We start from the raw sequence: 24,612 nt of genomic DNA, 5'->3' as shown, positions 1-24,612 counted from the left end.
GTGCCGCCATCCTCAATCGCTTCACGCGCTTGGGCACGCCCACGACCGTAGCGGTGACCATGCCGTAAATCCGTCTGGGGTTTGGGGTACTACGCGCTCAATTGATTTATGCAACAAAGCCCTTTACAGTAAGGGATTTATGACTCCTATGATGGTGAATGAAGAGTTTCGTCAAGCTGGTTTTTTTATCAAAACGATGGAAGAATTCATCGAATCATCGACCAGTACTGAAGTCGAGCGGCTTAAGGCTGAAGCTAATGCGCTGAATCCGGATGACGTGGAAGAATTTTGGGCTTGGAATTTTCCGGTTCACTGGGAAGATGTAATAGGCACTCGTATTCGATCAGCATTTTGCACCCAGATATGTAGCCAAGTAGAGGCGACTCTAGGTAAAATTTGCGAGCTAGTCCGCGTTTTAGAACGTTGTCCTCTCACGATAAAAGACATCAAAAGTGGAGCGGTATTGGAGCAGCATAAAAATTACCTTAGTAAAGTCGGAAATTTCAATGGACCACCCAAAATCCTCTGGGATGAAATGGGCAATATATTTCGACTTCGAAACATTTTGATTCATGAGGAGGGATATTTAGGCGCAAAGCGCGACCAAAATCTAGTAAATTTCCTCGCATTACTTCCCAATATAAAAATTCAGAACGATTTCGTGCAGTTGCAGTCCGGGTCGTGTCCTGCATTGCTAGCTGTCGCGAGGCGCTTTAGTGATGCTTTATTTGCTGAATACGATATATTAATTCAACGACTCAGAGCAGCAGAACCGAGCACGACTGCACTCTAATTTAATGAATCTTACTAGCGCGATGACGAATTATTGGACGCCCAGTACATAATCAAATTCTCCGAAGGAACTAGCGATTTTTATCATGCGCATGAAGTCATCAATGCACAGGTCCAGTATCAGCTCGTATCGGAATAAGTAAGCCATTACATTTTCGGGCCTCGTATAATACCGCTTTCGCTCAAAATTGAGCATTATGATTATTACTTTTCGCAGTGCATTTAGCGTTACTAGTATATAGGCTAGAACGCTGGTTCGATGTAAGCAGTCGGCACCAGTTATTCAAACGCAGTCCTCGTGACTGGGCTCTTGTTTTATGGGCGGCTATCGCTTATCTTGCCTTGAGCAACAGCTCTGTCCCCTGCCGCAGCTTGGGATACACCACCGGAATCGTCATCATGGTGCTGCCGATCGCCATCAACAGCAATGCCGTGAAGGTCTCGCTAGTAATCACACCCTTGTCGAGCAGGATATTGGCAAAGATGATCATGATCAGCGCCTTGGTCTGCAGCAGCCAGCCGATGATCGAGGCTTCTTCCTTGCTCCACCCGAGAATGCGACCGGCGATCCGCACGCCCACCAGCTTGCCCGACACCGACGCCGCCAGCAGCACGGCCGCCACGACGAACACCGCCGCCCCTCCCACTGCCCAATTGGTGCGCAAGCCGGTGCTCAAGAAGAAGACAGGCATCAATATTAGCAATACGTTATGGCGCAGGAAATCGAGTTTCTCCTGGTCGAACCACTCCGCATCCATGACGGCGCCGGCCAAGAACGCCCCCACCATATAGTGCAACCCGGCCCAGTCAGCCGCAAACCCGCACACGATCAGCCACACCAGCATCACGAACCACCGATCCCGCTCCGGAATACTCACCATCAAGCGCCGGAATAGCTTGGTCGCGACGATAAACATCAGGAAGAATCCCAACTGCCGCCCCACCCGCTCCCAATCGACCAGGATCAGCGCCAGCACACCCCAGATCGCGATATCGTCCAGGCTGGCATACCGCAAGATGCGCTGCCCCAGCGGCTGCCGCAAGATATCCAGCTTCTCCATCAGCAGGATCAGAATGGGCAACGCCGTCACCGCACACGCCATGCCCACACCCAGCACGAACTGCCAGCTTTGCGCCCCAGCCCCGATCCACCTGGAATAGCCGAGCATGCCCGCCGCAACGACGCTTCCGAACACCAACGGCACCCCAAGCGCCAGCCCGGCAGTGATGGAACTCTCGCGCCGATGCTCCCACGCCTTCTTGAGATCGAGCTCGATCCCCGCCAGCATCACGAAGATCATGACCGCCCACCAGGCAATCCCGTTCAGCGTCTGGATGACCTGCGGATTGAAAACGAAGCTGTAGTACTCTGGATACGCCTTGCCCAGCACGCCAGGCCCCAGCAACACGCCGGTGATGATCTGCACGACCACGAGCGGCGCCAAGTAATCCGTATTGCCGAGCCGCCAGATGAGATAAGGCACGGCAAAGATCAGCAACATCGCGATCAGGAAGATTTCGGTGGTACTCATTGCGCTGTGCATCGGACTGTCTCAAGCTAATAATTATTATGGTGAAGGCGCCCGCTCCAGGACGAGCCCCACGTTCTCCCGCGAGTATCCCCGTAAATATCAGCACACAGCAATCTATAACGTGAAGTTTCCCTGAAGATTCGTGTCAAAATAACATAATGCAAGATTAGTTTGACCGAGAATTAACCCGGTGCTATAGTCGGGCCAAGCCGATGGTAACGTTTCCAAACTTACCAAAACAATAACGGCGCCAATGGAGACAAGATGGTCACACCCCGCAACCTGGCTGCAGCCTGCGCATGGCTGTGCGCCGCTGCTTTCGCGCCAGGCATCGCACTGGCCAACGCTGCCGCGCCCAAGGCGGAAGTCATCCACTGGTGGACCTCGGGCGGCGAATCGAGCGCCGTCAAGCAGGTCGCCCAGGCCTACCGCGCCGCCGGCGGTGTGTGGATCGACAGCGCCATCGCCGGCGGCGACCAGTCGCGCGCCGTCACCATCAACCGCATCATCGGCGGCAATCCACCGACGGCCGCCCAGTTCAACACTTCCAAGCAGTTCACCGACGTCATCGAGCAGGACATGCTCAACAACGTCGACCTGGTCGCCAAGGCCCAGGACTGGGACCGCATCCTGCCCGAACCGCTGATCGACGTCATCAAGCACGACGGCCACTACTACGCGGTGCCGCTCAACATCCACATGCAGACCTGGATCTGGTACTCGAAGGCCGCCTTCCAGAAAGCCGGCATCGACAAGGAGCCGACCAGCATCGACGAACTCTTCGCCGCCCTCGACAAGCTCAAGGCCGCCGGCCTGGTGCCGCTGGCCCACGGTGGCCAGTCGTGGCAGGAGACCGTGCTGTTTTCAAGCCTGCTGGCCAATATCGGCGGCCGCGAACTGTATCTGAAAGTGATCCGCGACCGCGACCAGGCCACGATCCTGTCGCCGCAGTTTCGCAACGTGCTGCTCACCTTCAAGCGCATGAAGTCCTATGTCGATCCCGGTTCGCCCGGCCGCAACTGGAACGACGCCACCGCGATGCTCATCAGCGGGAAGGCCGGCTTCCAGGTGATGGGCGACTGGGCCAAGGGCGAGTTCACCAATGCCGGCCAGCTGCCCGGCCAGCACTACGGCTGCATCCCCGGCCTCAAGCCCGACACGCCCTACCTGATGCAGGGCGACGTGTTCGTTTTCCCGCGCACGAACAAGGCCGACGCGATCAAGGCCCAGCAGCTGCTGGCCAACGTCGTGTCGCAGCCCGAGCTGCAAGTCTCGTTCAGCAAGCTGAAAGGCTCGATCCCGGTGCGTCTTGATGCCGATGCGTCGCAGCTCGACCTGTGCGCGCAAAAGGGCATCGAGATCGTCAAGGACCGCAGCCGCCAGCTGGGCGTCACCGAGGTCTATCTGACTCCGGACCAGAACGGCGCCATGCAGGACATCCTGACCGCCTACTGGAATATGGACATGAATGTCGACCGGGTCCAGCGCAGCATCGCCAACGCTCTCAAATACTGACGCCATGCTCGCCCAACGCTACCACGTCCGCCTCGCCCCTCATATCGCCCTCGTGCCGATGGCGCTGGTCGTGCTGGGCGCCTACATCGGCGGCGCGCTGTGGACCTTGCGCACCTCGTTCACGGCCTCGCGCACCTTCCCGTCCGATAACTTCATCGGCGCGGCGCAGTACGTGCGCCTGTTCGACAACGAGCGCTGGCTGCTGTCGCTGCACAACCTGGCCGTCTACGGCGTCGCCTTCATCCTCGCCTGCATGATCATCGGCTTCCTGCTCGCCGTCTTCATCGACCAGAACGTCAAGGGCGAAGGCCTGCTGCGCACCGTGTTCCTGTACCCGTATGCGATGTCCTTCATCGCCACCGGCCTCGTATGGCAATGGCTGCTGGCGCCGGGCAGCGGCATCGAAGGCGCCGTGCGCCAGATGGGATTTCCAGGCTTCTCGTTCGACTGGATCGTGCACCAGGACCTGGTGATCTACACCGTCGTCATCGCCACCGTGTGGCAGGCCTCGGGCCTGGTGATGGCGCTGATGCTGGCCGGCCTGCGCGGCATCGATCCCGAGATTTATAAAGCCGCGCGCCTGGACGGCATCCCGGCCTGGCGCGTCTATCTGCAAATCGTCCTGCCGATGCTGGGCCCGTCGGTTGCTACCGTATTCCTGCTGCTGTCCACCGCGGTCGTGAAACTGTTCGACGCCGTGGTCGCGATGACCCAGGGCGGCCCCGGCATCGCCAGCGAAGTGCCGGCCAAGTTCATCATGGACCACCTGTTCCTGCGCTCGAACATCGGCCTGGCCTCGGCCGGCGCGGTCACGCTCCTGATCCCGGTGCTGGCCCTGCTCGCGCCTTACGCCTATACCCGCAGCCGCCGCGCGCGCCTGAATGGAGGCCATGCATGAGCCACCATTCGTTGCAGGCGATAGCGCCACCCATGCCCGGCCAAGCCACCCAGACCGCGCGCCGCAAGCGCATGTTCACCCCGGCGCGCCTCGGCGTCTATGCCTTCCTGTTCAGCGCCGCCCTGTTCTTCCTGCTGCCGCTGTACGTCATGATCATCACCTCGTCCAAGCCGATGGAAGAGATCAGGATGGGGAACGTGTTCGCCCTGCCCGCTGCCGCCACGCTCGAGCCATGGCGCGCGGCCTGGGGCGCGGTCAGCCACGGTTTCTGGAACTCGGTGGCGATCGCCGTGCCCAGCACCGTGATCCCGATACTGCTCGGGGCCGTCAACGGCTACGCGCTGTCGTTCTGGCGTCCGCGCGGCGCGAATGTGCTGTTCGGCGTGCTGCTGGCCGGCGCCTTCATTCCGGTGCAGGTCATGATTTATCCGCTGGTGTGGATGATGGCGCATGCCGGCGTGTTCGGTTCGCTGCCGGCGATCGTGGTCGTCCACGTCATCTTCGGCATGCCGCTCATGACGCTCCTGTTCCGCAACTACTATGCCTCGGTGCCGCACGAGCTGTTCCAGGCCGCGCGCATCGACGGCGGCGGCTTCTGGCGCATTTTTATCCAGGTGATGCTGCCGATGTCGCTGCCGATCATCGTCGTGGCCGCGATCATGCAAGTCACCGGCGTCTGGAACGACTACATCCTGGGCCTGGTGTTCGCCGGCCGCGAGAACCTGCCGATGACGGTCCAGCTGAACAACGTGATCAACACCACCACCGGCACCCGCCTGTACAACGTCAATATGGCCGCGACCATCCTGACCGCCGCGGTGCCGCTGGCGATCTACTTCATCTCCGGACGCTGGTTCGTGCGCGGCATCGCCGCCGGCGCCGTGAAAGGCTGACCCCTATGTCGAACGTCCACCTGCGCAAACTGTGCATCACCCGCGGCAGCAACGAGATCATCCGCGACCTCGATTTGCAGATCGAGCCGGGCGAGTTCCTCGTGCTGCTCGGCCCTTCGGGCTGCGGCAAGTCGACCCTGTTGCACAGCATTGCCGGCCTGATCGACTTGTCCGGCGGCGCGATCGAGATCGGCGGCCGCGACATGAGCTACGCCGACCCAAGCGAGCGCGGCATCGGCATGGTGTTCCAGTCGTACGCGCTATACCCGACCATGACGGTCGAAAAGAATATGTCGTTCGGCCTCAAAATCGCCGGCACGCCGAAGGCGGAAGTGCAGCGCCGCGTGCGCAAGACGGCCGAGATGCTGCAGCTCGATGCCCTGTTAGAGCGCAAGCCATCTCAGCTCTCGGGCGGCCAGCGCCAGCGCGTGGCGATCGGCCGCGCGCTGGTGCGCGAAGCCGGCGTCTACCTGTTCGACGAACCGCTGTCGAACCTCGACGCCAAGCTGCGCGCCGAACTGCGGCGCGAACTCAAAATGCTGCACCAGACGCTCGGCTCGACCATGATCTACGTGACCCACGACCAGGCCGAGGCGATGACGCTCGCGACCCGCATCGTGGTGATGCAGGGCGGCCGCATCCAGCAGATCGGCACGCCGGCCGAGGTGTACGACACGCCCGCCAACCGCTTCGTGGCCGGCTTCCTCGGTTCGCCCTCGATGAATTTCATCGACGGCAGCGTCGATGCGCAGGGACGCTTCAGCGCCGGTGCAATAACGCTGCCATTCGCGGGCGGTGCGTCGGCCGGCGCGGTGACGCTGGCCGCGCGCCCGGAACACATCCACATCGACGACAACGGCCCCTTGACCGCGACGGTCACCCTGGTCGAGCCGATGGGCAATCACCAGGTGGTGTGGCTCGACTGCGGCGGACAGGCGCTGTCGTGCATCGAGCACGATGGACGTTCGCTGGCATCCGGCCAGGCGGTGCGCTTCGCGATCGACACCGGCCGTGTTTCGTTGTTCGATCCTAAAAACGGTCAAAGGTTATGAAGGATGGGTGCCATCCGCACGCGGATGCAGTATGCTTGGCGGTTGTTTTGATTAACGTATTCATGAAATAGGGATCGCAGGTGGCGACAATCAAGGACGTAGCGCGGCTGGCTGGAGTAGGTCTCGGCACCGCTTCGCGCGTGGTCAGCGGCAAGGGCTCGGTATCGCCGGCCACGCTCGAACGCGTGCGCAAGGCGATCGACGAGCTGGGCTTCCGGCCCTCGCACGCGGCGCGCGCACTGCTGTCTGGCACCAGCCGGATGGTCGGCGTCTACATCCCTGTCTTGTCCGGCACCTTCTACACGCCGATCCTGCAGATCATCGACACCGAGCTGCGCGCGGCCGGCCTGCACATGGTGGTCGCCTTTGGCGTCGGCCTGGGCGATGCGCGCAACCAGGCCATCGAGGGCATCGAGTTCCTGATCGAGCGCGGCTGCGACGGCCTGATCATGATGACCAGCGCCCTGCTCGACGAAGACATTGCCGCCCTGGGCGGCAAGCGGCGCCTGATCGTCGCCCTGAACCACGATTTCAAGGACATCCCGGAGCAGTGCTTCACGGTCGACCACGCGCAGGGCGGCCGCCTGGCGGCGCGCACCCTGCTCGACCACGGTCACCGCGACATCGCCGTCATCGCCGGGCCGAGCGCGCTGCTCGACAACGTGGCGCGCGTCGACGGCTTCATGCACGAGCTGAAGGCCGACGGCATCGATACCGATAAAGTGTGGCTGGTCGAGAGCGACTTCTCGCCGCAGGGCGGCTGGCATGCCGCCAAGGCCCTGGTCGAATCGAAGACGCCGTGCACCGCCCTGTTCTGCGCCAACGACGAGATGGCGGTCGGCGCCCTGTCCTACTTCCAGGAAGCCGGCATCAGCGTGCCGCGCGACCTGTCGGTGATCGGCTACGACGACACGCCGAGCGCGGAGTTCTCGGCGCCGCGCCTGACGTCGGTGCACATGCCGTGGCGCGAGATGACGCAGAACGGCATCAATGCCCTGCTCAACCGCTGCTACGACCTGAAACGCCCGGTGGCGCGCTCGTTCCCGGTCGGCGTCACCATGCGCGCCTCGCTGGCCAGGATCGGTGGCGACAAGCCGAAGCGCGCCAGCAAGACGGCAAGTAAAAAGAAATGAGGCAGGCATGCGACGCTCCGGCGGGCCGCACGCGGCCATTTTTTTGGCACCAGACTGGAAAGCTTTCCAATGTATTGGTAAGCTTTCCCAAAAATTTAATCAGAACATACCCATTACCTGAAGCGAGACCATGACCACTGCCAACCGACCCGAGCCTTCCGCGCCGCAGCGCAGCGATTTCGCCCGCGATTTCCTGTGGGGTTGCGCCACCTCGTCCTACCAGATCGAAGGAGCCGGCCGCGAAGACGGCCGCGTGGAATCGATCTGGGACCGCTTCGCCGCCACCCCCGGCACGATCCGCGACGGCTCCGATGGGATGAATGCCTGCGACCACTACCACCGCTGGCCGGAAGACTTCGACATCGCGCGCGGCATGGGCCTGAACGCCTACCGCTTCTCGTTCGCCTGGCCGCGCATCTACACCGGCGTCAGGGGCCAGCCGAACCAGAAGGGCCTGGACTTCTATTCGCGCCTGGTAGATGGCATGCTCGAACGCCGCCTGCAGCCATGGGCCACGCTGTACCACTGGGACCTGCCGCAGGCGCTGCAGGACGCAGGCGGCTGGGAAAACCGCGCCACCATCGACGCCTTCCTCGAGTACACCGACGCCATGACGCGCACGCTGGGCGACCGCGTCAAGCACTGGATCACCCACAACGAACCATGGTGCACCGCGATCATCGGCAACTTCGAAGGCTGGCATGCGCCGGGCAAGACCGACCTCAAGGCGGCCCTGCAGGTCGCCCACAACGTGCTGGTCTCGCACGGCAAGGCGGTGCCGCTGATCCGTGCCAACGTGCCGGATGCAAAAGTAGGCATGGCGGTCAGCCTGCACCCGCTGCGCGCCGCCAGCGACAGCGCGGAGGACAAAGCCGCGATGGAACGCCACGACGGCCTGCGCTACCGCTGGTTCCTCGACCCGCTGTTCGGCCGCGGTTACCCGGAAGCCACGCGCGAACGGTTCGGCGCCGCGGCGCCCGACGTGGCGCCGGGCGACATGGAAGCGATTGCCGTCAAGACCGACTTCATGGGCGTGAATTACTACTTCCCCGAAGTGATCAAGCACGAGGCCGGCCACGCTCCCCTCGACGCGAAAGTGCTGCCGACCACCAGCGGCGAGATCACCGCGATGGGCTGGCCAGTGTCGCCGGAAGGCTTTACCGAACTCCTCACCCGCATCGAGAACGACTACCACCCGGGCCCGATGTACGTGACCGAAAACGGTTCGGCCTTCGAGGACGCCGTCGGCCCGGATGGCGAGATCGACGACGTCCAGCGCCGCCACTACCTGATGCGCCACCTGGCCGCCATGAAGGATGCGATCGACGCGGGCGCGCCGATCAAGGGCTACTTCGCCTGGAGCCTGCTCGACAACTTCGAATGGGCCGAAGGCTATCTGCGCCGCTTCGGCCTGGTGCACATCGACTACGCCACCCAGCAGCGCCGCCTGAAGAACAGCGGCAAATGGTATGGTTCCTTCCTGCGCCAGGAATGAGCTTTCACGAATAAGCTTTTACTTCAACGAACAATAAAGCGAGACAACCCATGACCTTCAAGCTTCGTCCTTCCACGCTGGCCCTCTCCATCGCCCTGGCCCTGCCGGCCATCTGCGGCGCTGCCGCCCCGGTCGACACCAGGCTGGCCGACTGGCCGCGCGTGACCAGCGCCATCAAGAAGGACGACGCGATCGAGAAGCGGGTCCAGGAAATCGTCGGCAAGATGACCCTGGCCCAGAAGGTCGGCCAGATGACCCAGCCCGAGATCAAGACCACCAAGCCGGAAGACGTGACCAAGTACTACCTTGGCTCGGTCCTGAACGGCGGCGGCAGCTGGCCAAACAATAACAAGGCGGCCGACGCGAAGGAATGGCTGGCGCTGGCCCAGGCCTACCACGAGGCCTCGATGAAGACCGATATGGCGATCAAGGTGCCGGTGGTGTGGGGCACGGATGCGGTGCACGGTCACAACAACGTGCCGGGCGCCACCCTGTTCCCGCACAATATCGGCCTGGGCGCGGCGCGCAATCCGCAACTGATGCGCGAGATCGGCGCCGCCACCGCCAAGGCGGTGCGCGCGACCGGCATCGCCTGGGTGTTCGGACCGACCCTGGCCGTGGTGCGCGACGACCGCTGGGGCCGCACCTACGAAAGCTATGCCGAGCATCCGGAAGTCGTGCGCAGCTACGCCGGCGAATACGTGAAGGGCATGCAGGGTGTGTTCAAGGACGATGCCAACACCATCGCCACCGCCAAGCACTTCATCGGCGACGGCGGCACCAGGAACGGCAAGGACCGCGGCGTGACCGAGACCCCGGAACGCGACCTGATCAACATCCACGGCGCCGGCTACTTCCCGGCCCTGGAGGCGGGCGCCCAGACCGTGATGTCCTCGTTTAACAGCTGGACTGATACCGCCAGCGGCAAGGAATACGGCAAGCTCCACGGCAGCAAGTACGCGCTGACCGACATCCTCAAGGTCAAGATGGGCTTCGATGGCTTCGTCGTCACCGACTGGAACGGCATCGGCGAGGTGAAAGGCTGCCGCAACGACAGCTGCGCCCAGGCGATCAACGCCGGCAACGACATGATCATGGTGCCGGACGACTGGAAGGCCTTCATCGCCAACACCATCAAGCAGGTCGAAGCGGGCGAGATCCCGATGTCGCGCATCGACGACGCCGTGTCGCGTATCATCCGCGTCAAGCTGCGCGCCGGCCTGTTCGACAAGAGCCCGGTGCAGAACGCCTATGCCGGCAAGGACGACGCGATGCAGGCGCGTGCGCTGGCGCGCCAGGCGGTGCGCGAATCGCTGGTGCTGCTCAAGAACGAAGGCCCGGCCCTGCCCCTGAAGCGCGGCCAGAAGATCCTCGTGGTGGGCAAGAGCGCCGACGAGCTGTCGAACCAGAGCGGCGGCTGGTCGATCACCTGGCAGGGCACCGCCACCACCAATGCCGATTTTAAAAATGCCGACACCATCCTGACCGGCATCGTTGACGCGGCCGGCAAGGACAACGTCACCTTCAGCGTGGACGCGAAAGGAGTCGACGTCTCGAAGTTCGACGTCGTGGTCGCCGTCATCGGCGAGCGTCCGTATGCCGAGGGCGACGGCGACATCCACCCGTCCGGCACCTTGCGCCACACCAGCCGCTATCCGGAAGATCTCGCCGTGCTGAAAGCCGTCGGCGGCAAGGGCAAGCCGGTGGTCACGGTGATGGTCACCGGCCGTCCGGTGTTCGCCAACGACCTGCTCAACCTCTCGGACACCTTCATCTCGGCCTGGCTGCCGGGCTCGGAGGGCAAGGGCGTGTCCGACCTGCTGATCGAAGGCCAGCAGCGCCATGACTTCCGCGGCGTGCTGCCGTTCTCGTGGCCGAAATCGGCCTGCCAGATCAAGCTGAACGTCGGCGACAAGGATTATGCGCCGCTGTTCGCCTACGGCTACGGCTTGAAGGCTGGCACGCGCTCCAAGCTGGGCAAGCTGGATGAAAGCTATCCGCAAGGCGGCTGCAGCGCCGGCAACACCTTCCCGGTGTTCAGCCAGGCCGACCGCCTGAGCTATCCGCTGGCGATCCGCTCCGGCCAGCAGACCACCGTGCTCGGCGCCGACCTGAACGCCAGCTTCAAGCTGCCGAACATCACCGTCACCACTGCCCAGGTCAATACCCAGCAGGACGCCAAGCTGGGAGCCTGGACCGGTCCGGCCACGCTGGAAGCGCGCGGCGCACGCGCCATCGTACTGCCGGCGGCGGCGGTCAAGGATGGCGCGCTGCGCTTCGACACCATCGTCGCCGAGGCCCCGGCCGGCAAGGTGACGCTGTCGATGCGCCAGGGTTCCACCAGCGTCGACCTGGATGCGACCGCCCTGTTCAAGCGCCTGGCCGTCGGCGCCAAGAACACCGTCGCGATTCCGCTGGCCTGCTTCCAGGCCAAGGGCCTCGACCTGGCCAAGGTCGATACGCCGTTCGCCGTCACCAGCGACGCCGCATTCTCGGCGGCCTTCGCCAATATCGAGATCGCCGGCGGCGCGGCCAAGGAAGCAGGCGCCGTGCAGTGCGGTGAACTGAAATGACGCAGGAACTACGGCTGCTGGCCGACGTCGGCGGCACCAACGCGCGCTTTGCCCTGCAGTCGGATCCCTCCACGGGATTCGACGACATCGAGGTGCTGCCGGCCAGCGACCATCCGACGCTGGGCGATGCGATGCGTTCCTACCTCGCCAATGCCAGGGGGCGCGGGCTGGCGGTCGATACGGTCCGCCATGCGGCGATCGCGATCGCCAACCCGGTCGAAGGCGACGAGATCAGGATGACCAACCACCATTGGCAGTTCTCGATCGAAGCCCTGCGGCTGGAGCTCGGCCTGACGACGCTGTTGATGGTGAACGACTTCGCCGCGCTGGCGATGTCGCTGCCGCACCTGGCCCAGGACGGCCGCCGGCAGATCGGCGGCGGCATCGAACTGCCGAACCGGACGATCGGCCTGATCGGCCCCGGCACCGGCCTTGGCGTCTCGGGCGTGGTGCCGGCGGGAGACCGCTGGATCGCGCTGTCCGGCGAAGGCGGTCATGTCAGCTTCGCCCCCGTCACCCGCGACGAAGTCGCGATCCTGGAAGCGCTTTGGGGAGAGTATGGCCACGTCTCGGCCGAACGCCTGTTGTCCGGGATGGGCATGGAGCTGATCCACTGGGCGCGCACCGGCAAGCGCCTCAAGGCGGCCGACATCACCGCCGCCGCGCTGGATGGCTCGTCAAGCGACTGCGAAGGCTCGGTTCGAGTGTTCTGCGCCATCCTGGGCAGCGTGGCCGGCAACGTCGCGCTGACCCTCGGCGCGACCGGCGGCATGTATATCGGCGGCGGCATCGTGCCGCGCCTGGGCGCCATCTTCGAACAATCGGCTTTCCGCGCGCGCTTCGAGGACAAGGGACGTCTCGGCGACTATCTGTCGCGCATCCCGACCTACTTGATTACCGAACAATATCCCGCATTGCGCGGGGTTTCGGCTATGCTGTCTGGTCATATCGCTACTCTGCAATAACAACGGAGACTCCATGCAGAACCCAATCCAGAACCCCACCGTGGCCAGTGCTGCCGTGGACGGGGAACACAACCAGCACACCGGCGCGCTGGTCATCGTCACCATCCTGTTCTTCATGTGGGGCCTGATCACGTCGCTGAACGACGTATTGATCCCGCACCTGAAGTCGATCTACACCCTCACCTATATGCAGGCGATGCTGGTGCAGTTCTGCTTCTTCGGCGCCTATTTCATCGTCTCGCTGCCTGCCGGCGCGCTGATTCGCCGCCTGGGCTACCAGAACGGCGCCGTCACCGGCCTGATGATCGCGGCCGCCGGCTGCGCCCTGTTCTATCCGGCCTCGAACGGCGGCTACGGCATGTTCCTGTTCGCGCTGTTCGTGCTGGCCAGCGGCATCACCATCCTGCAGGTGGCGGCCAACCCCTACGTCACCGCACTGGGACCGGCGCGCACCGCGGCCAGCCGCCTGACCCTGACGCAAGCCTTCAACTCGCTCGGCACCACGGTGGCGCCGGCGCTGGGCGGCATCCTGATCCTGTCGACCGTGGTCCTCTCGGCCGACCAGCTGGCCCTGCTGCCGGCGGCCGAACAGGCCGCGCACAAGGCCGCCGAAGCCTCTGCCGTGCAAGGCCCTTACCTGGGCCTGGCCGCCGCACTGGCGCTGCTGGCGGTGCTGTTCGCGATGGCGCGCCTGCCGAAGATCGCTTTCGAAGAATCGACCGCGGCGGTCGACGCCAAGGGCGGCGCGATGTCGTATCGCCACCTGGTGCTGGGAGCGCTGGGCATCTTCCTGTACGTCGGCGCCGAGGTGAGCATCGGCAGCTTCCTGATCAACTTCATCGGCGAGCCGCATATCGCCGGCCTGTCGCACGCCGATGCGGCGCGCTACGTCAGCATGTACTGGGGCGGCGCCCTGGTCGGCCGCTTCATCGGCTTCGCCGTGATGCGTTATGTGAGCCCGGGCAAATCGCTGGCGGTTACCGCGCTCGGCTCGATCGCGCTGGTCCTGACCGCGACCTTCACCGAGGGCAGCCTGGCGATGTGGGCGATCGTGGCGGTGGGCCTGTGCAACTCGATCATGTTCCCGACCATCTTCAGCATGGCGCTGCACGGCCTGGGCAAGTTCACCGGCCAGGGCTCGGGCATCCTGTGCATGGCCATCGTCGGCGGCGCCGTGGTGCCGTTCGTGCAGGGCATCCTGGCCGACACCATCGGCCTGCAGATCTCCTTCCTGGTGCCGGCGGCCTGCTACCTGTTCATCATGTACTACGGCGTGAAGTACGCCAACCTGCACAAGCAGAAGATCGCGGCCGAGTAATCGAAGTCGGCGCAATAAAAAAGGCCCGCAGCATGCTGCGGGCTTTTTTATTATCGGTTCAGCCGCTTGAGCAGTTGCGCGCGCACCATGCGCGAGGCATTGTCGTCGAACGGCGCCAGCAGGCCGCGCGCGGCCGGCGGGATGTGGGCTGCGGTGTCGGCATTGGCCTCGAACACGTAGTGGCGGAACAGTTCGGCCCAGGCCGCGCGCTGGGCGGGCGGCAGGTCGCGCACCGTCATCAGGGCGTGCATCAGGGCGTTGTTGGGCGTGTCCATCCAGTCCGGCGACTGGCGCCACCAGTAGTTCACCAGCACGTTGAAGCCATCCAGCGCCTCGACGTGGTGCCACCACATGCTGGGCACGAAGATCGCGTCCCCCGGCTCCATCTCGGCCACCTGGGCGTGTTCCAGCGCCTCGGCAAAGCGCGGAAAGCGCGCGAAATCGGGATTCCGGAAATCCACCAGGCTGATGGGCTGGCCGGCCGGGGTCAGGTCGATCGGGCCGACGTAGAGATTGTGCTGCTGCCCGGGCGGGAACAGGGTGAAGCGGCGGTGGCCGGCGCCGATGCAGGCCAGGTTGTCCGGCAGATCGTAGTGGGCCGAGATGCGCGTGCGGTTGCCGATCCAGATGCTGGCCAGCGGGTCGCGCGCGCCCAGGTCGACATCGTTCTCGTCCCTGAAGCCCGGCAGCGCGCCGTCGATCGTGGTGGAACCGACGTAGATGGCCGGCGGCTGTGGCGTGGCCAGGTGCTTTTCCAGCTCGCCCAGCACGGCGTCGAGCCGCACCCGCATGGGCTGGAAATTGAAACCGTCCAGCGCCTCGTTGTAGAAGAAGCGGCCGTCGATCTCGGGCGCGCCGAGCATGGCGTTGACGGTGGCGTCGACGTACCAGCGGCGCAGATAGGCGATGGCGGCCCGCGGCGAGGTGCGCGCGGCCTGCACCACCGGCCAATCGGCCACCAGGCCGCGCAAGAGCAGCGGCTCGGTGGATGCGAGGATGTCGGGGCCGAGGTCGGCGGGACGCAGCCCGCTGACCTCGCGGATCGGCTTAGCGGCTGGCGCCATCACGCGCGTTCCTGCGGTTCTTGCGGTCGATCAGGTCGCGGAAGTGCGACAGCGAGGCCAGCGCGAAGTACATCGGCGCCAGGTAGCCGGCCGCATGCAGTTCGGCGATGGCTGCGCCGTCGAGCGCGCCCAGGCGTTCTTCATGAATGGTGAAGAAGCCGCCCACGCGGGCTTTCTCGCCGTTGTCGAATTCGATGTCGAGCACGAAGGCATCGAGCAGCTCATAGCGCTTGAGGGCTTCGAGGAAGCCCGCGTTGGCCTGCACGCCGTTGTGGATGTTCGACAGCGTCTGGCTCATCTTCTCGAGCAAGTCGGTATTGCCGCCATGCGGCTTGAACACCGGTTCGCCCTCGGTCGTGCTGACGCGCGGGTGATCCAGGTCGACCTGGATCATCAGTTCATCGCCGTTGCGGCCGATGTAGAACGGCAGGCGCTCGTGCAGCCACGGCACCAGCGGCGCATCCCAGCGGCCGTCCTCGAGGAACAGGTTCTCGTCTTGCTGGAAGCCGAGCAGCGCGATCGCCTCGTAGTTGGCGCCGTCGTCCAGCTGCCGGAAGATGATCGGATAGTGCGCCTGCAGCGAGCGGAATTCGTCGGCGAAGGTCGGCACCCAGGCAACTTCGCTGCCCAGGCCAGCGCGGTGGCCGTGGATGATGCGCAGGTCCTTGTGCTCGATATTGTTCAGCAGGGCGATGTTGGGCATGGATGTCTCGTTATCTTGTAGTGGGTGTCAGTGAAACGACAACGGCGGGCCGGCTGTTGCCGACCCGCCGTCAATACCGTCATCCGGGAAGTCTACTCCCGAACGACGGCACGGGCAAAGCCCCGATCAGAACTTGTAGCGTGCGGCCACCATGTAGCGCGGGCCCGACTGCGTCACGAACAGCACCTGGTTCTTGGTGCGGCCGTGGATGCGCTGGATCTCGTCGGTCAGGTTGATGCCTTCGAACGACAGCGACAGGTTGTCGTTCACGTTGTAGCCGATGCTCAGGTCCAGCTGGCCGTATTTTTCGACGTAGTTCGGGTTCGGGCCCTGGCCATCGAAGGTCGACGACAGGAACTCGTCACGCCAGTTGTAGGCCGCGCGCACATTCCACTTGTCGTTCTCGAAGATACCCACCAGGTTGGCCGAGTCGCCCAGGCCAACCAGCGCGAACTGCTCGCCGAAGCTGTTGTTGTCGTACTTCAGGCCCGAATTGACGTAGGTGTAGTTGGCCTGGATGCCGAAGCCGCTGTTGCCGAACATGTGCTGGACGTTGAATTCCAGGCCGCGGATGCGCGCCTTCTTCTGGTTCGAGTACGAGGTGATGCGGAAGTCCGCGATCGGATCGGTGCCGATCGCGGTGATGGTGCCGGTGGCGTCGCCGGTCGCGTTGTCCGGTCCGCGCACCACGCCTTCCTGGCCGTTGAAGTTGCGGAAGATGTAGTTGCGGATGCAGGTGGTGTCCGCGACCACGCAGCCGTTGGCCAGCGCCGCGTTCCAGTAGGCGCCGCCCACCGGGGTACGCACGCCGAACGGCTGGGCGATGATCTGCGACTGGCCGGCGTAGTTATCCAGGTGCTTGCGGAAGTGGTTGATCGAGACGAAGCTCTGGCGGCCGTAGTACCACTCGAGCGCCAGGTCGATGTTCTTCGACTTGACCGGCTCCAGCGCCGGGTTGCCCTGCGAACCGGTGCCGCCTTCGACGCGCGCCAGGGTGTCGAGCACCTGGCCGCCGGCGATCTGGTCATAGCGCGGACGGCCGATGGTCTCGCCGTAGCTGAAGCGGCCCTTGAAGTCGGGGCGGAACGCGATGTCGGCGTCGAAGCTCGGCAGCACGTGGTTATAGCTGCCGTCCAGCGTGGTGAAGCCCGAATCGCCGAACACCACCGGCAGCTCGTTCTGCGAAACCCAACTGATCGCGGTCGGCACCTGCACCAGGGCGCTCGACCTGACGTCGGTCTTCTCGTAGCGCACGCCGAACGCGGTATTGATCGGGTAGGTGGTATCCCACTCGGTGTTGAACTGCAGGTACAGGCTCTTCGACTTTTCCTCGGTACGACGGTCGGTGTCGTAGGTGGTCTTCGGCAGGTACAGGTGCGGCAGGCCCGAGGCTTGCGCCACGATGTCGCGGATCTGGCCGAAGTTGAAGGTGTGGAAGCGGTTGAACAGGTTCGGGTTGCCGCTGCCGTCGATCCGGTCGAAATACTTTGAGAGGCTATCCGGCGTGAACAGGCTGGCCGGGTAGTCCGAGGCCTGGGTCGCGCCGCCCCAGGTGTCGCGCTGCTGCACCGAGAAGGCCGAGCGGTATTTCACCTTGGTGGCGCCGACGCCGAACTTGAATTCGGATGCTTCCAGCACCTTCCAGCTGCCGTGGGTCTGCACCTGGTCGACTTCGGTCTTCATATAGCCGTTCTCGAACACCGAGCCGGTGACCTGCTGCGGCGAACGCAAAAAGTCGGCGCCTTCGATGGTCAGGACCGGGAAGTCCTGCGTGAAGTCGGCGGTGGTGTTGCCGCGGCTGAAGCTGGCGGTGCCGATCACATTGCTCGAACCCCATGGGCTGTCCGGGGTCGATTCGGCCGACGAGCTGTGGGCGTCGAGTTCGAGGCGCAGGGCCGAGTTCACGCGCCATGCGGCGTTGAAGCCGAGCGACTTGTTCTCGCTCTTGGTGGCGAAGTCGGAGGCGCCCATGGCGATGTCGTTGGCGCCGAGCGGGATGATCTCGGTGTAGGTCAGCGGCGCGGCGAACGGACCGTCGGTCCAGCTGCTCGACGACGGGCCGAAGTTGAACCACGCCGACATGTCGTTGCGGCGGGTGTGGATCCGGTTTTCCGAGTAGGTGTAGTCGAGGGTGGTGGTCAGGTCCTTGTTCGGGGCGAACTGGAACACCACCTGGCCGTTGGTGCGCTCGCGCTGCACGCCGGAGAGGTTGTAGTTCAGGTTCTGCGGCACCTGGTACAGGTCGTTCGGACCCGGACGGTTGACGATGCCCGGAGTCGCGCCCGACGCATCCGGTTGCGGGATCGTGCCCCATTGGGTATCGCTGCCGCGGAACGGGCCTTTCCAGCCGTTCGGCACCGAGGCGCGGTTGTAGCCCAGGTTGCGTTCCTGGTAGCTGGCCGAGATGCCGATGCCGAAGCGGCCGTCGGCCGAGGTATTGGAGTAGATGCCCGAGACTTCAGGGGTGACCTTGTCGCCGCTCTGGAGGCCGTCCGGCAGGTTGGTGGCCGAGGTGTCGTGCACGCCCTTGATGCCGATGCTGGCCTGCATGCCGGGACGCGACAGCGGACGCGCGGTGATCACGTTGATGGTCGCGCCGACGCCGCCGGTCGGGGTCTCGGCGCGGCTCGATTTGTAGACCTGCAGCTGCGAGATCGCTTCCGAGGCGATGTTGGCGAAGTCGAAGGCGCGGCCGTTGCGGTCGCCCAGGTTCGAGACCGGCATCTGGCGGCCGTTGAGCAGAACCAGGTTGAAGTCGGGGCCCACGCCGCGCACGGTGATCTTCGAGCCTTCGCCGATCTCGCGGTCGATCGACACGCCCGAGATACGCTGCAGCGATTCGGCCAGGTTCGTGTCGGGGAATTTGCCGATGTCTTCGGCGACGATGCCGTCGACGAAGCCCTGCGCATTGCGCTTGAGGTTCATCGACGATTCGAGACTGGCGCGCAGGCCCGTCACGACCACGGTCTGGGTGCCCGGCTGCGCCGGGCCGGTGATCGAGCCGGTGGGGTTGCTGGCGGCGTCGGTTGCCTGGTTAGAGGCGCTGGTCGCGGTCTCGGCCGGCGCGGTCGCCTGTTCTTGCGCGAATGCCGGGATGAATGCCGAACATGCGCTGGCAACTGCCAGGCTGATCAGAGTCTGTTTCGCCTTCGGATAGTACATGTCTTCTCCTGTTTTTTTATAAATATGACCGTCGCCTAGCTACGGTGTCTCCGCCAAATCGGACGCATTGCGGCATGCGTCGTGTTTTTACATCCTTGCCTGGTCACCTCCCGACCAGGAAAACCTGCGGCGCGCGCCAAGCGGCGCAACGAGGCCGCCGGAGGGTAGCCGGTGGCCTCGTTGCGTGGATTGCCCGGTGCGCGTCGCGCTGTTTCATGTGTCCTCGGCTCCTTGGCCTTGTCGACCATTGGGGGAACGAAGCTGACTTGTTCGCATCATGGAAACGTTTCCATGAATTTGACTGAATATTAGGGTTAGGAAAAAAAATTGTCAACCGAATATCCATGGACGGTTGACGTAGTTTTGCAACACTTTGGTGCAGCACAAGAGCGAGCGCCGGTTACCAAATGAAGGCGCATCCTGTCGTTTCGCTCGTTGACATCTATTTTTCGGCGGTGCTATAGTCGGTTGACGTAATGGTAACGTTTCCAAAATGGAGCATGGATGCACCACTTTCTTCCCCGCCTTGCGGGCCGCGCCATGATCCGGACCGTCCTGCTCGCGGCCGGCGTTACCTTCGTCGTTGCCAGTCCTGTGCATGCACAGGACGCCGCCTTCGCCTGGCCCGGCGGCGCGCGGGCGGCGGTCAGCCTGGCCTATGACGACGCCCTCGATTCCCAGCTCGACAACGCCATCCCGGCGCTCGACCGCCACGGCATCAAGGGCACGTTCTTCCTGCAGCTGTCCAGCGAACCGGTGGCCAGGCGCATGGAGGACTGGCGCGCCGCGGCCAGGGGCGGCCATGAGCTGGGCAACCACAGCCTGTTCCACCAGTGTTCGGGCGCGGGACCGGACCGTGCCTGGGTCGCGCCGCACCGCAACCTCGACACCACCACGCGCGAGCAGATGCAGGACCAGGTCCTGCTCGCCAACACGATGCTCACTGCGATCGACGGCCGCCGCGAGCGCACCTACACCGCTCCCTGCTTCGACGTGAAGGCCCTCGGCGGCGATTACCTGCCGGCGCTGCACGCGAGCTTCGTGGCGATCAAGGCCGGCGCCGGCCCCGGCGTGCCGCCCTCGATGGCGGCGGTCGATCCCTACCGGGTGGCCTCGGTCGCGCCGGTGGGCGCGAGCGGCGCCGAACTGATCGCGCTGGTGAAGCAGGCCGGGGAACGCGGCACCATGATCGCCTTCACCTTCCACGGCATCGGCGGCGACCATCTGAGCGTATCAAGGGAGGCGCACGAGGAGCTGGTCCGCTTCCTCGCCGCGCATCGCCAGGAGTACTGGACCGACACCTTCCTCAACATCATGAAGCACGTCAGGCAGCAGCGGGCAGCGACGCCCGCGGCGCGATGACGGCCGAATCAAGGAGACGCATGAAGACTTTCACCCGACTCGCCGCGCTGCTCGCGCTTGCCGCCAGCGCTGGCTGCGCCACACAATCCGCCACCAACGCAGCCGCCACCGCAGTCGCCAACAGCGGCCTGCCCGGCTGGACGCTGGAGTGGAGCGATGAATTCGACGGCGCGGCGCTCGACCGCAGCAAATGGCTCCCCGAGACCGGCGGCCATGGCTGGGGCAACAACGAGATGCAGTTCTATACCGACCGTCCCGAGAACGTGCGCGTGGAAGACGGCCACCTGGTGATCGAGGCGCGCAAGGAAAGCCATGAAGGCAAGGACTACACCTCGGCGCGGCTCAAGACGGCCGGCCTGAAGGAGACGCAGTACGGCCGCTACGAGGCGCGCATCAAGGTGCCGAAAGGCCAGGGCATCTGGCCCGCGTTCTGGATGCTGGGGGCGAACATCAAGCAGGTCGGCTGGCCGAAGAGCGGCGAGATCGACATCATGGAAATCATCGGCAAGGAGCCGGCCAATGCCTACGGCACCCTGCACGGGCCGGGCTACTCGGGCGAGCACGCGTTCAGCAAGGCCAGCGCCCTCGAGGGCGCGGAGTATGGTGACGACTTCCACGTGTTCGCCGTCGAATGGGAGCCGAAAGAAATTCGCTGGTACCGCGACGGCATCCACTACCACACCGCGACACCCGCGACGGTCAAGGGAGAATGGGTGTTCGAGCACCCCTTCTTCGTGCTCCTGAACCTGGCCGTGGGCGGCTACTGGCCGGGCTATCCGGATGCGACCACGCCGTTCCCGCGCAAGATGCTGGTCGACTACGTGCGCGTCTATCGCAAGGCCGCGCCCTGACGGCGTACCGGGCGGCCAACTTTTTGGCCGCCTCCTGCAGACAATCCGCATCGGTGCGAGAATACGGCCAGGCACGCAACCCTGACACAGGGTGCATGCCAGGACCGACTCGACAATCCCCGATCTTCTTCCCACAGCGAACACAGACCCGGGCGGCCATTTGCCGTGCGGCGCGTCGTTGCGTGTCGAAGCATCACCTGGAAAGCACCAATGACCGCATTATTTACGCCCTTCACCCTCAAATCCGTCACCCTGCGCAACCGCATCGCGGTGCCGCCGATGTGCCAATACAGCGCCGTCGACGGCGTCACCAATGACTGGCACCTCTCCCACTACGCCTCGATCGCGCGCGGCGGCGCCGGCCTGGTGATCGTCGAAGCCACGGCCGTCACGCCGGAAGGCCGCATCACCCCTGGGTGCGCCGGCCTGTGGAACGACGAACAGGTGGCCGGCATGGCCGCCATCGCCGCCGGGATCAAGGCCGCCGGAGCGGTGGCCGGCATCCAGATCGGCCACGCCGGCCGCAAGGCAAGCGCGAACCGTCCGTGGGACGGCAACGCGCACATCCCGAACGACGCGCCGGACGGCTGGCAGACCATCGCCCCGTCCGCCCTCGCCTTCGGCGGGGACCTGTCGAAAGTGCCGCAAGAGATGACCCTGGACGACATCGCGCGCGTGCGCCAGGGCTTCGTCGACGCCGCGCGGCGCGCCCTGGCCGCCGGCTTCGAATGGCTGGAGCTGCATTTCGCCCACGGCTACCTGGCGCAATCCTTCCTGTCGCCGCATTCGAACCGCCGCGATGACCAATATGGCCGCGACCTCGACGGCCGCGGACGCTTCCTGCTCGAGACCCTGGCCGCGGTGCGCGAGGTATGGCCGCAACACCTGCCGCTGACGGCGCGCATGGGCGTGATCGAATACGATGGCCGCGACGAAGAGACGCTGGCGGAATCGATCGAGCTGACCCGCCGCATGCGCGAGGCCGGCCTGGACATGTTGAACGTGAGCGTCAACTTCACCGTCCCCGACGTCAAGATTCCCTGGGGTCCGGGCTTCCTGGCGCCGGTCGCCAAACGCGTGAGGGACGAGGCCGGCCTGCCGGTGGCGTCGTCCTGGTATATCGGCGACCCGCAGGTGGCCAACCAGGCGGTGGCCGGGGAGCAGATCGACCTGGTGATGATCGGCCGCGAGCACCTGGCCGATCCGCACTACGCCTTCCGCGCGGCCAAGGAGCTGGGTGTGGATAACCCGTTCGCCATCCTGCCGCCGCAATACGGCTGGTGGCTGGAACGCTACCGGTAAGCCAACCGCTGCCCGTCCGCGGTCGACGCGGCGGGCACGGGCGGCGCCAGGCGCAGCGCCGTGCCGTGGCGCGCCAGGTCGCGGCCCAGCACCAGCCGCAGGTTGACGGGCGCGCCCGGGTCGACTTCGCGCAGCTGGGCGCTGCCCAGGCGCTGCGCCAGGCTGCGCGCGGCGTCGGCATGGGTTGCTTCGTATTCGATGCGGGTGTGCGACACCGCGAAGCCCGGCTCGTTCGACAGGCGCATCACCCGGATGCCCGGTTCGTCGATGCGGTTCGACAGCGCGCGCGCCATGCCGGTCACGCCATTGCCGTTGCGGATCTCCAGGCGCGCCACCGCAGCCGAAGCCGGAACCTCGTGCGCCACGCGCGCCGCGTCCACCCGCCGCAACTCCATCATGCCGTCCACGCCGACGTGGATATAGGACTGGGACCAGTCGGGGTGGGCCTGCGGCTTCGGTGCGGCCAGGGCCTGGCCGAGCGGCGCCACCTCGGTCTTGCCGCCAGCGGCGGCGAAGTCGGCGCGCAGGTCGTGCTGGCGCAGCGCCGCCGCCTGCCGGTGCATCTGCGCGGCGCGCTCGGCCTGTCCCAATGCAGCCAGGGCGTCGCCCAACAGCTGCCAGGCGCGCGGATTGAGCGGGTCGAGCAGGCAGGCGCGTTCGAGCGCGCCCCGCGCCTCCTCGTGCGCGCCGCCCAGCAGGTAAGCCTGCCCCAGGTTGGCGAACAGGTAAGCCTTGCCCGGTCCCGCATCCAGGCCGATCGACGCGGTCAGTTCGCGCCAGATGGACGTCGCCCGTTCCAGTTCGCCTCCTTCGGCGTGCAGGGTCGCCAGGCCGTTGCGCGCGCCGGGATGACCGGGTTCCAGCCGCAGCACGGCCTCGTAGGCGGCGCGCGCGCCGTCCGGCTGCTCTGCCAGGTGTTGCGCGCGGCCGGTGCGATAGATGTCCTCGGCCTGCGCGCCGCTGTCGAGGGCGGCGCGCCAGCCGAACGGCGAGCAGGCCATCAGGCCGGCGCACAGCAGCGCCAGGCGGGTCATCTTGAGGGTGCGTCGCATGGATTCGCTCCTTTCAGCGCGCGAAGGGCATGGAACCCAGGGTGCGCGAGATCTGGATCGCGGCCGGTCCGAGCAGGACCATGAGCAGCGTCGGGAAAATACAGAAGATCAGCGGGAACAGCAGCTTGAGGCCGATCTTGGCGGCGGTTTCCTCGGCCATCACGCGCCGCTTGTGGCGCAGGTTCTCGGCATGCACGCGCAGCGAGTCGCCGACGCTGGTGCCGAAGCGTTCGGACTGGATCAGCATCGCGACCAGGGTGTCGACGTCGTCCACGCCCGAGCGCAGCGCGAAGTTGCGCAACGCCTTTTCCTTGCTGAAGCCCGCGCGCATCTCCATCAGCACCAGTTGCAGCTCCTGCGACAGCACCACGCTCTTGATGTGGATCTCGGCCGCCACCTTGACCAGCGCCCGCTCCAGGCTCAGGCCGGCCTCTACGCAGACGGTCAGGAGGTCGAGCGCGTCGGGGATGGTCTCGAAGATCTCGCGCCAGCGCCGCTGCACCAGGCGCTCGAGCACCGCGTTCGGCGCGTAGTAGCCGAAGGCGGCGCCCAGCAGCAGGACGCCCAGCACCTTGCCGCCGCTCAGGGAAGAGCCATACAGCACCAGGAATGGCGCGCACAGGGCCGGCACCAGCAGCGCCAGCGCGGTCTTGGACGCGAAGTACAGGGTCGGCGCCGACGGGTGGCGCCAGCCGGCGTTCATGAAGCGGGTGCGCAAGGTCGATTTTTCCCAGCCTTCCTCGGGGATCGACAGCCTGGTGAGGGGACGGGCGACGCTGGCGACGCGCTCGATCCAGCGTACGCCCGCTTCTGGTCCGGCGCGCGGACCGAGGAAGCGGCGCAGGCGCTCGCGCAGCGCCAGCGGCGCGAACAGCACCAGCGCGACCCAGGCCAGCAGGCAGACGACGGCGAAGACGATCAGCAGGAAAACCAGTTGGGAAGAAGTCATG

19 protein-coding genes are annotated in these 24,612 nt (G+C 64.8%); 13 read left to right on the top strand and 6 right to left on the bottom strand.

Annotated elements, in window-relative coordinates:
* On the top strand, positions 1-793 hold a 793-nt coding region (locus J3U95_RS23360), incomplete at its 5' end, for a hypothetical protein (RefSeq protein WP_208281033.1).
* A 331-nt stretch (positions 794-1,124) separates the two neighbouring features.
* On the opposite strand, the gene J3U95_RS23355 is transcribed toward J3U95_RS23360, so the two are convergent.
* Positions 1,125-2,324, bottom strand: coding sequence for a cation:proton antiporter (locus J3U95_RS23355; protein WP_370662106.1), 1,200 nt, complete (start codon positions 2,322-2,324; stop codon positions 1,125-1,127).
* A gap of 264 nt (positions 2,325-2,588) precedes the next feature.
* On the opposite strand from J3U95_RS23355, the gene J3U95_RS23350 reads away from it, so the two are divergent.
* The 9 genes from J3U95_RS23350 (at position 2,589) to J3U95_RS23310 (ending at position 14,166) form a co-directional block, all read left to right on the top strand.
* Positions 2,589-3,839 (top strand): ABC transporter substrate-binding protein, encoded by a 1,251-nt coding sequence (locus tag J3U95_RS23350; RefSeq protein WP_208281031.1) that lies wholly within the window; start codon positions 2,589-2,591, stop codon positions 3,837-3,839.
* A gap of 4 nt (positions 3,840-3,843) precedes the next feature.
* Positions 3,844-4,737, top strand: coding sequence for a carbohydrate ABC transporter permease (locus J3U95_RS23345; RefSeq protein ID WP_208281030.1), 894 nt, complete (start codon positions 3,844-3,846; stop codon positions 4,735-4,737).
* Positions 4,738-4,769: 32 nt separating this feature from the next.
* Entirely contained in the window at positions 4,770-5,630 is an 861-nt protein-coding gene (locus J3U95_RS23340) for a carbohydrate ABC transporter permease (protein WP_208281035.1), read from the top strand.
* Positions 5,631-5,635: 5 nt separating this feature from the next.
* On the top strand, positions 5,636-6,682 hold the full coding sequence (locus J3U95_RS23335; protein WP_208281029.1) for an ABC transporter ATP-binding protein: 1,047 nt from the start codon (positions 5,636-5,638) through the stop codon (positions 6,680-6,682).
* An 80-nt stretch (positions 6,683-6,762) separates the two neighbouring features.
* Entirely contained in the window at positions 6,763-7,815 is a 1,053-nt protein-coding gene (locus J3U95_RS23330; protein ID WP_208281028.1) for a LacI family DNA-binding transcriptional regulator, read from the top strand.
* A gap of 130 nt (positions 7,816-7,945) precedes the next feature.
* Entirely contained in the window at positions 7,946-9,310 is a 1,365-nt protein-coding gene (locus tag J3U95_RS23325; protein ID WP_208281027.1) for a GH1 family beta-glucosidase, read from the top strand.
* A gap of 50 nt (positions 9,311-9,360) precedes the next feature.
* A complete protein-coding gene (locus J3U95_RS23320) occupies positions 9,361-11,883 on the top strand; it encodes a glycoside hydrolase family 3 protein (RefSeq protein WP_208281026.1) in 2,523 nt (840 codons plus the stop codon).
* Positions 11,880-12,848, top strand: coding sequence for a glucokinase (locus J3U95_RS23315; protein ID WP_208281025.1), 969 nt, complete (start codon positions 11,880-11,882; stop codon positions 12,846-12,848). Before J3U95_RS23320 ends, J3U95_RS23315 begins: the two co-directional genes overlap by 4 nt.
* Positions 12,849-12,861: 13 nt before the next feature.
* A complete protein-coding gene (locus J3U95_RS23310) occupies positions 12,862-14,166 on the top strand; it encodes a sugar MFS transporter (protein WP_208281024.1) in 1,305 nt (434 codons plus the stop codon).
* Between the two features lie 50 nt (positions 14,167-14,216).
* Here J3U95_RS23310 and J3U95_RS23305 read toward each other — a convergent pair whose 3' ends face one another.
* From J3U95_RS23305 to J3U95_RS23295, 3 genes are all read right to left on the bottom strand, one after another.
* Positions 14,217-15,230, bottom strand: coding sequence for a cupin-like domain-containing protein (locus tag J3U95_RS23305; RefSeq protein ID WP_208281023.1), 1,014 nt, complete (start codon positions 15,228-15,230; stop codon positions 14,217-14,219).
* Entirely contained in the window at positions 15,214-15,933 is a 720-nt protein-coding gene (locus tag J3U95_RS23300) for a SapC family protein (protein WP_208281022.1), read from the bottom strand. Before J3U95_RS23300 ends, J3U95_RS23305 begins: the two co-directional genes overlap by 17 nt.
* 126 nt (positions 15,934-16,059) lie before the next feature.
* Entirely contained in the window at positions 16,060-19,095 is a 3,036-nt protein-coding gene (locus J3U95_RS23295) for a TonB-dependent receptor (RefSeq protein ID WP_208281021.1), read from the bottom strand.
* A gap of 504 nt (positions 19,096-19,599) precedes the next feature.
* Between J3U95_RS23295 and J3U95_RS23290 the strand changes: the two genes are divergently transcribed.
* The 3 genes from J3U95_RS23290 to J3U95_RS23280 all read left to right on the top strand — a co-directional run bounded on the left by J3U95_RS23290 (position 19,600) and on the right by J3U95_RS23280 (position 22,610).
* Entirely contained in the window at positions 19,600-20,457 is an 858-nt protein-coding gene (locus J3U95_RS23290; protein WP_208281020.1) for a polysaccharide deacetylase family protein, read from the top strand.
* Between the two features lie 20 nt (positions 20,458-20,477).
* A complete protein-coding gene (locus tag J3U95_RS23285; protein ID WP_208281019.1) occupies positions 20,478-21,308 on the top strand; it encodes a glycoside hydrolase family 16 protein in 831 nt (276 codons plus the stop codon).
* Between the two features lie 210 nt (positions 21,309-21,518).
* Positions 21,519-22,610 carry an NADH:flavin oxidoreductase/NADH oxidase gene (locus tag J3U95_RS23280; protein WP_208281018.1) on the top strand — a complete coding sequence of 364 codons (1,092 nt, stop codon included), beginning with the start codon at positions 21,519-21,521 and terminating at the stop codon, positions 22,608-22,610.
* On the opposite strand, the gene J3U95_RS23275 is transcribed toward J3U95_RS23280, so the two are convergent.
* Both J3U95_RS23275 and J3U95_RS23270 read right to left on the bottom strand, forming a co-directional pair.
* Complete coding sequence (locus J3U95_RS23275; protein WP_208281017.1) at positions 22,601-23,662, bottom strand: LytR C-terminal domain-containing protein; 1,062 nt, start codon at positions 23,660-23,662, stop codon at positions 22,601-22,603. The genes J3U95_RS23280 and J3U95_RS23275 overlap by 10 nt on opposite strands.
* Positions 23,663-23,675: 13 nt before the next feature.
* A complete protein-coding gene (locus J3U95_RS23270; protein ID WP_208281016.1) occupies positions 23,676-24,611 on the bottom strand; it encodes a type II secretion system F family protein in 936 nt (311 codons plus the stop codon).
* Position 24,612 lies beyond the last annotated feature (1 nt).

The organism is Massilia oculi, assembly GCF_017582745.1.
Taxonomy (GTDB): Bacteria; Pseudomonadota; Gammaproteobacteria; order Burkholderiales; family Burkholderiaceae_D; genus Telluria; species Telluria oculi_A.
Note: the sequence above shows the minus strand (reverse complement) of the source record. Positions and strands in the feature narration are given on the sequence as shown.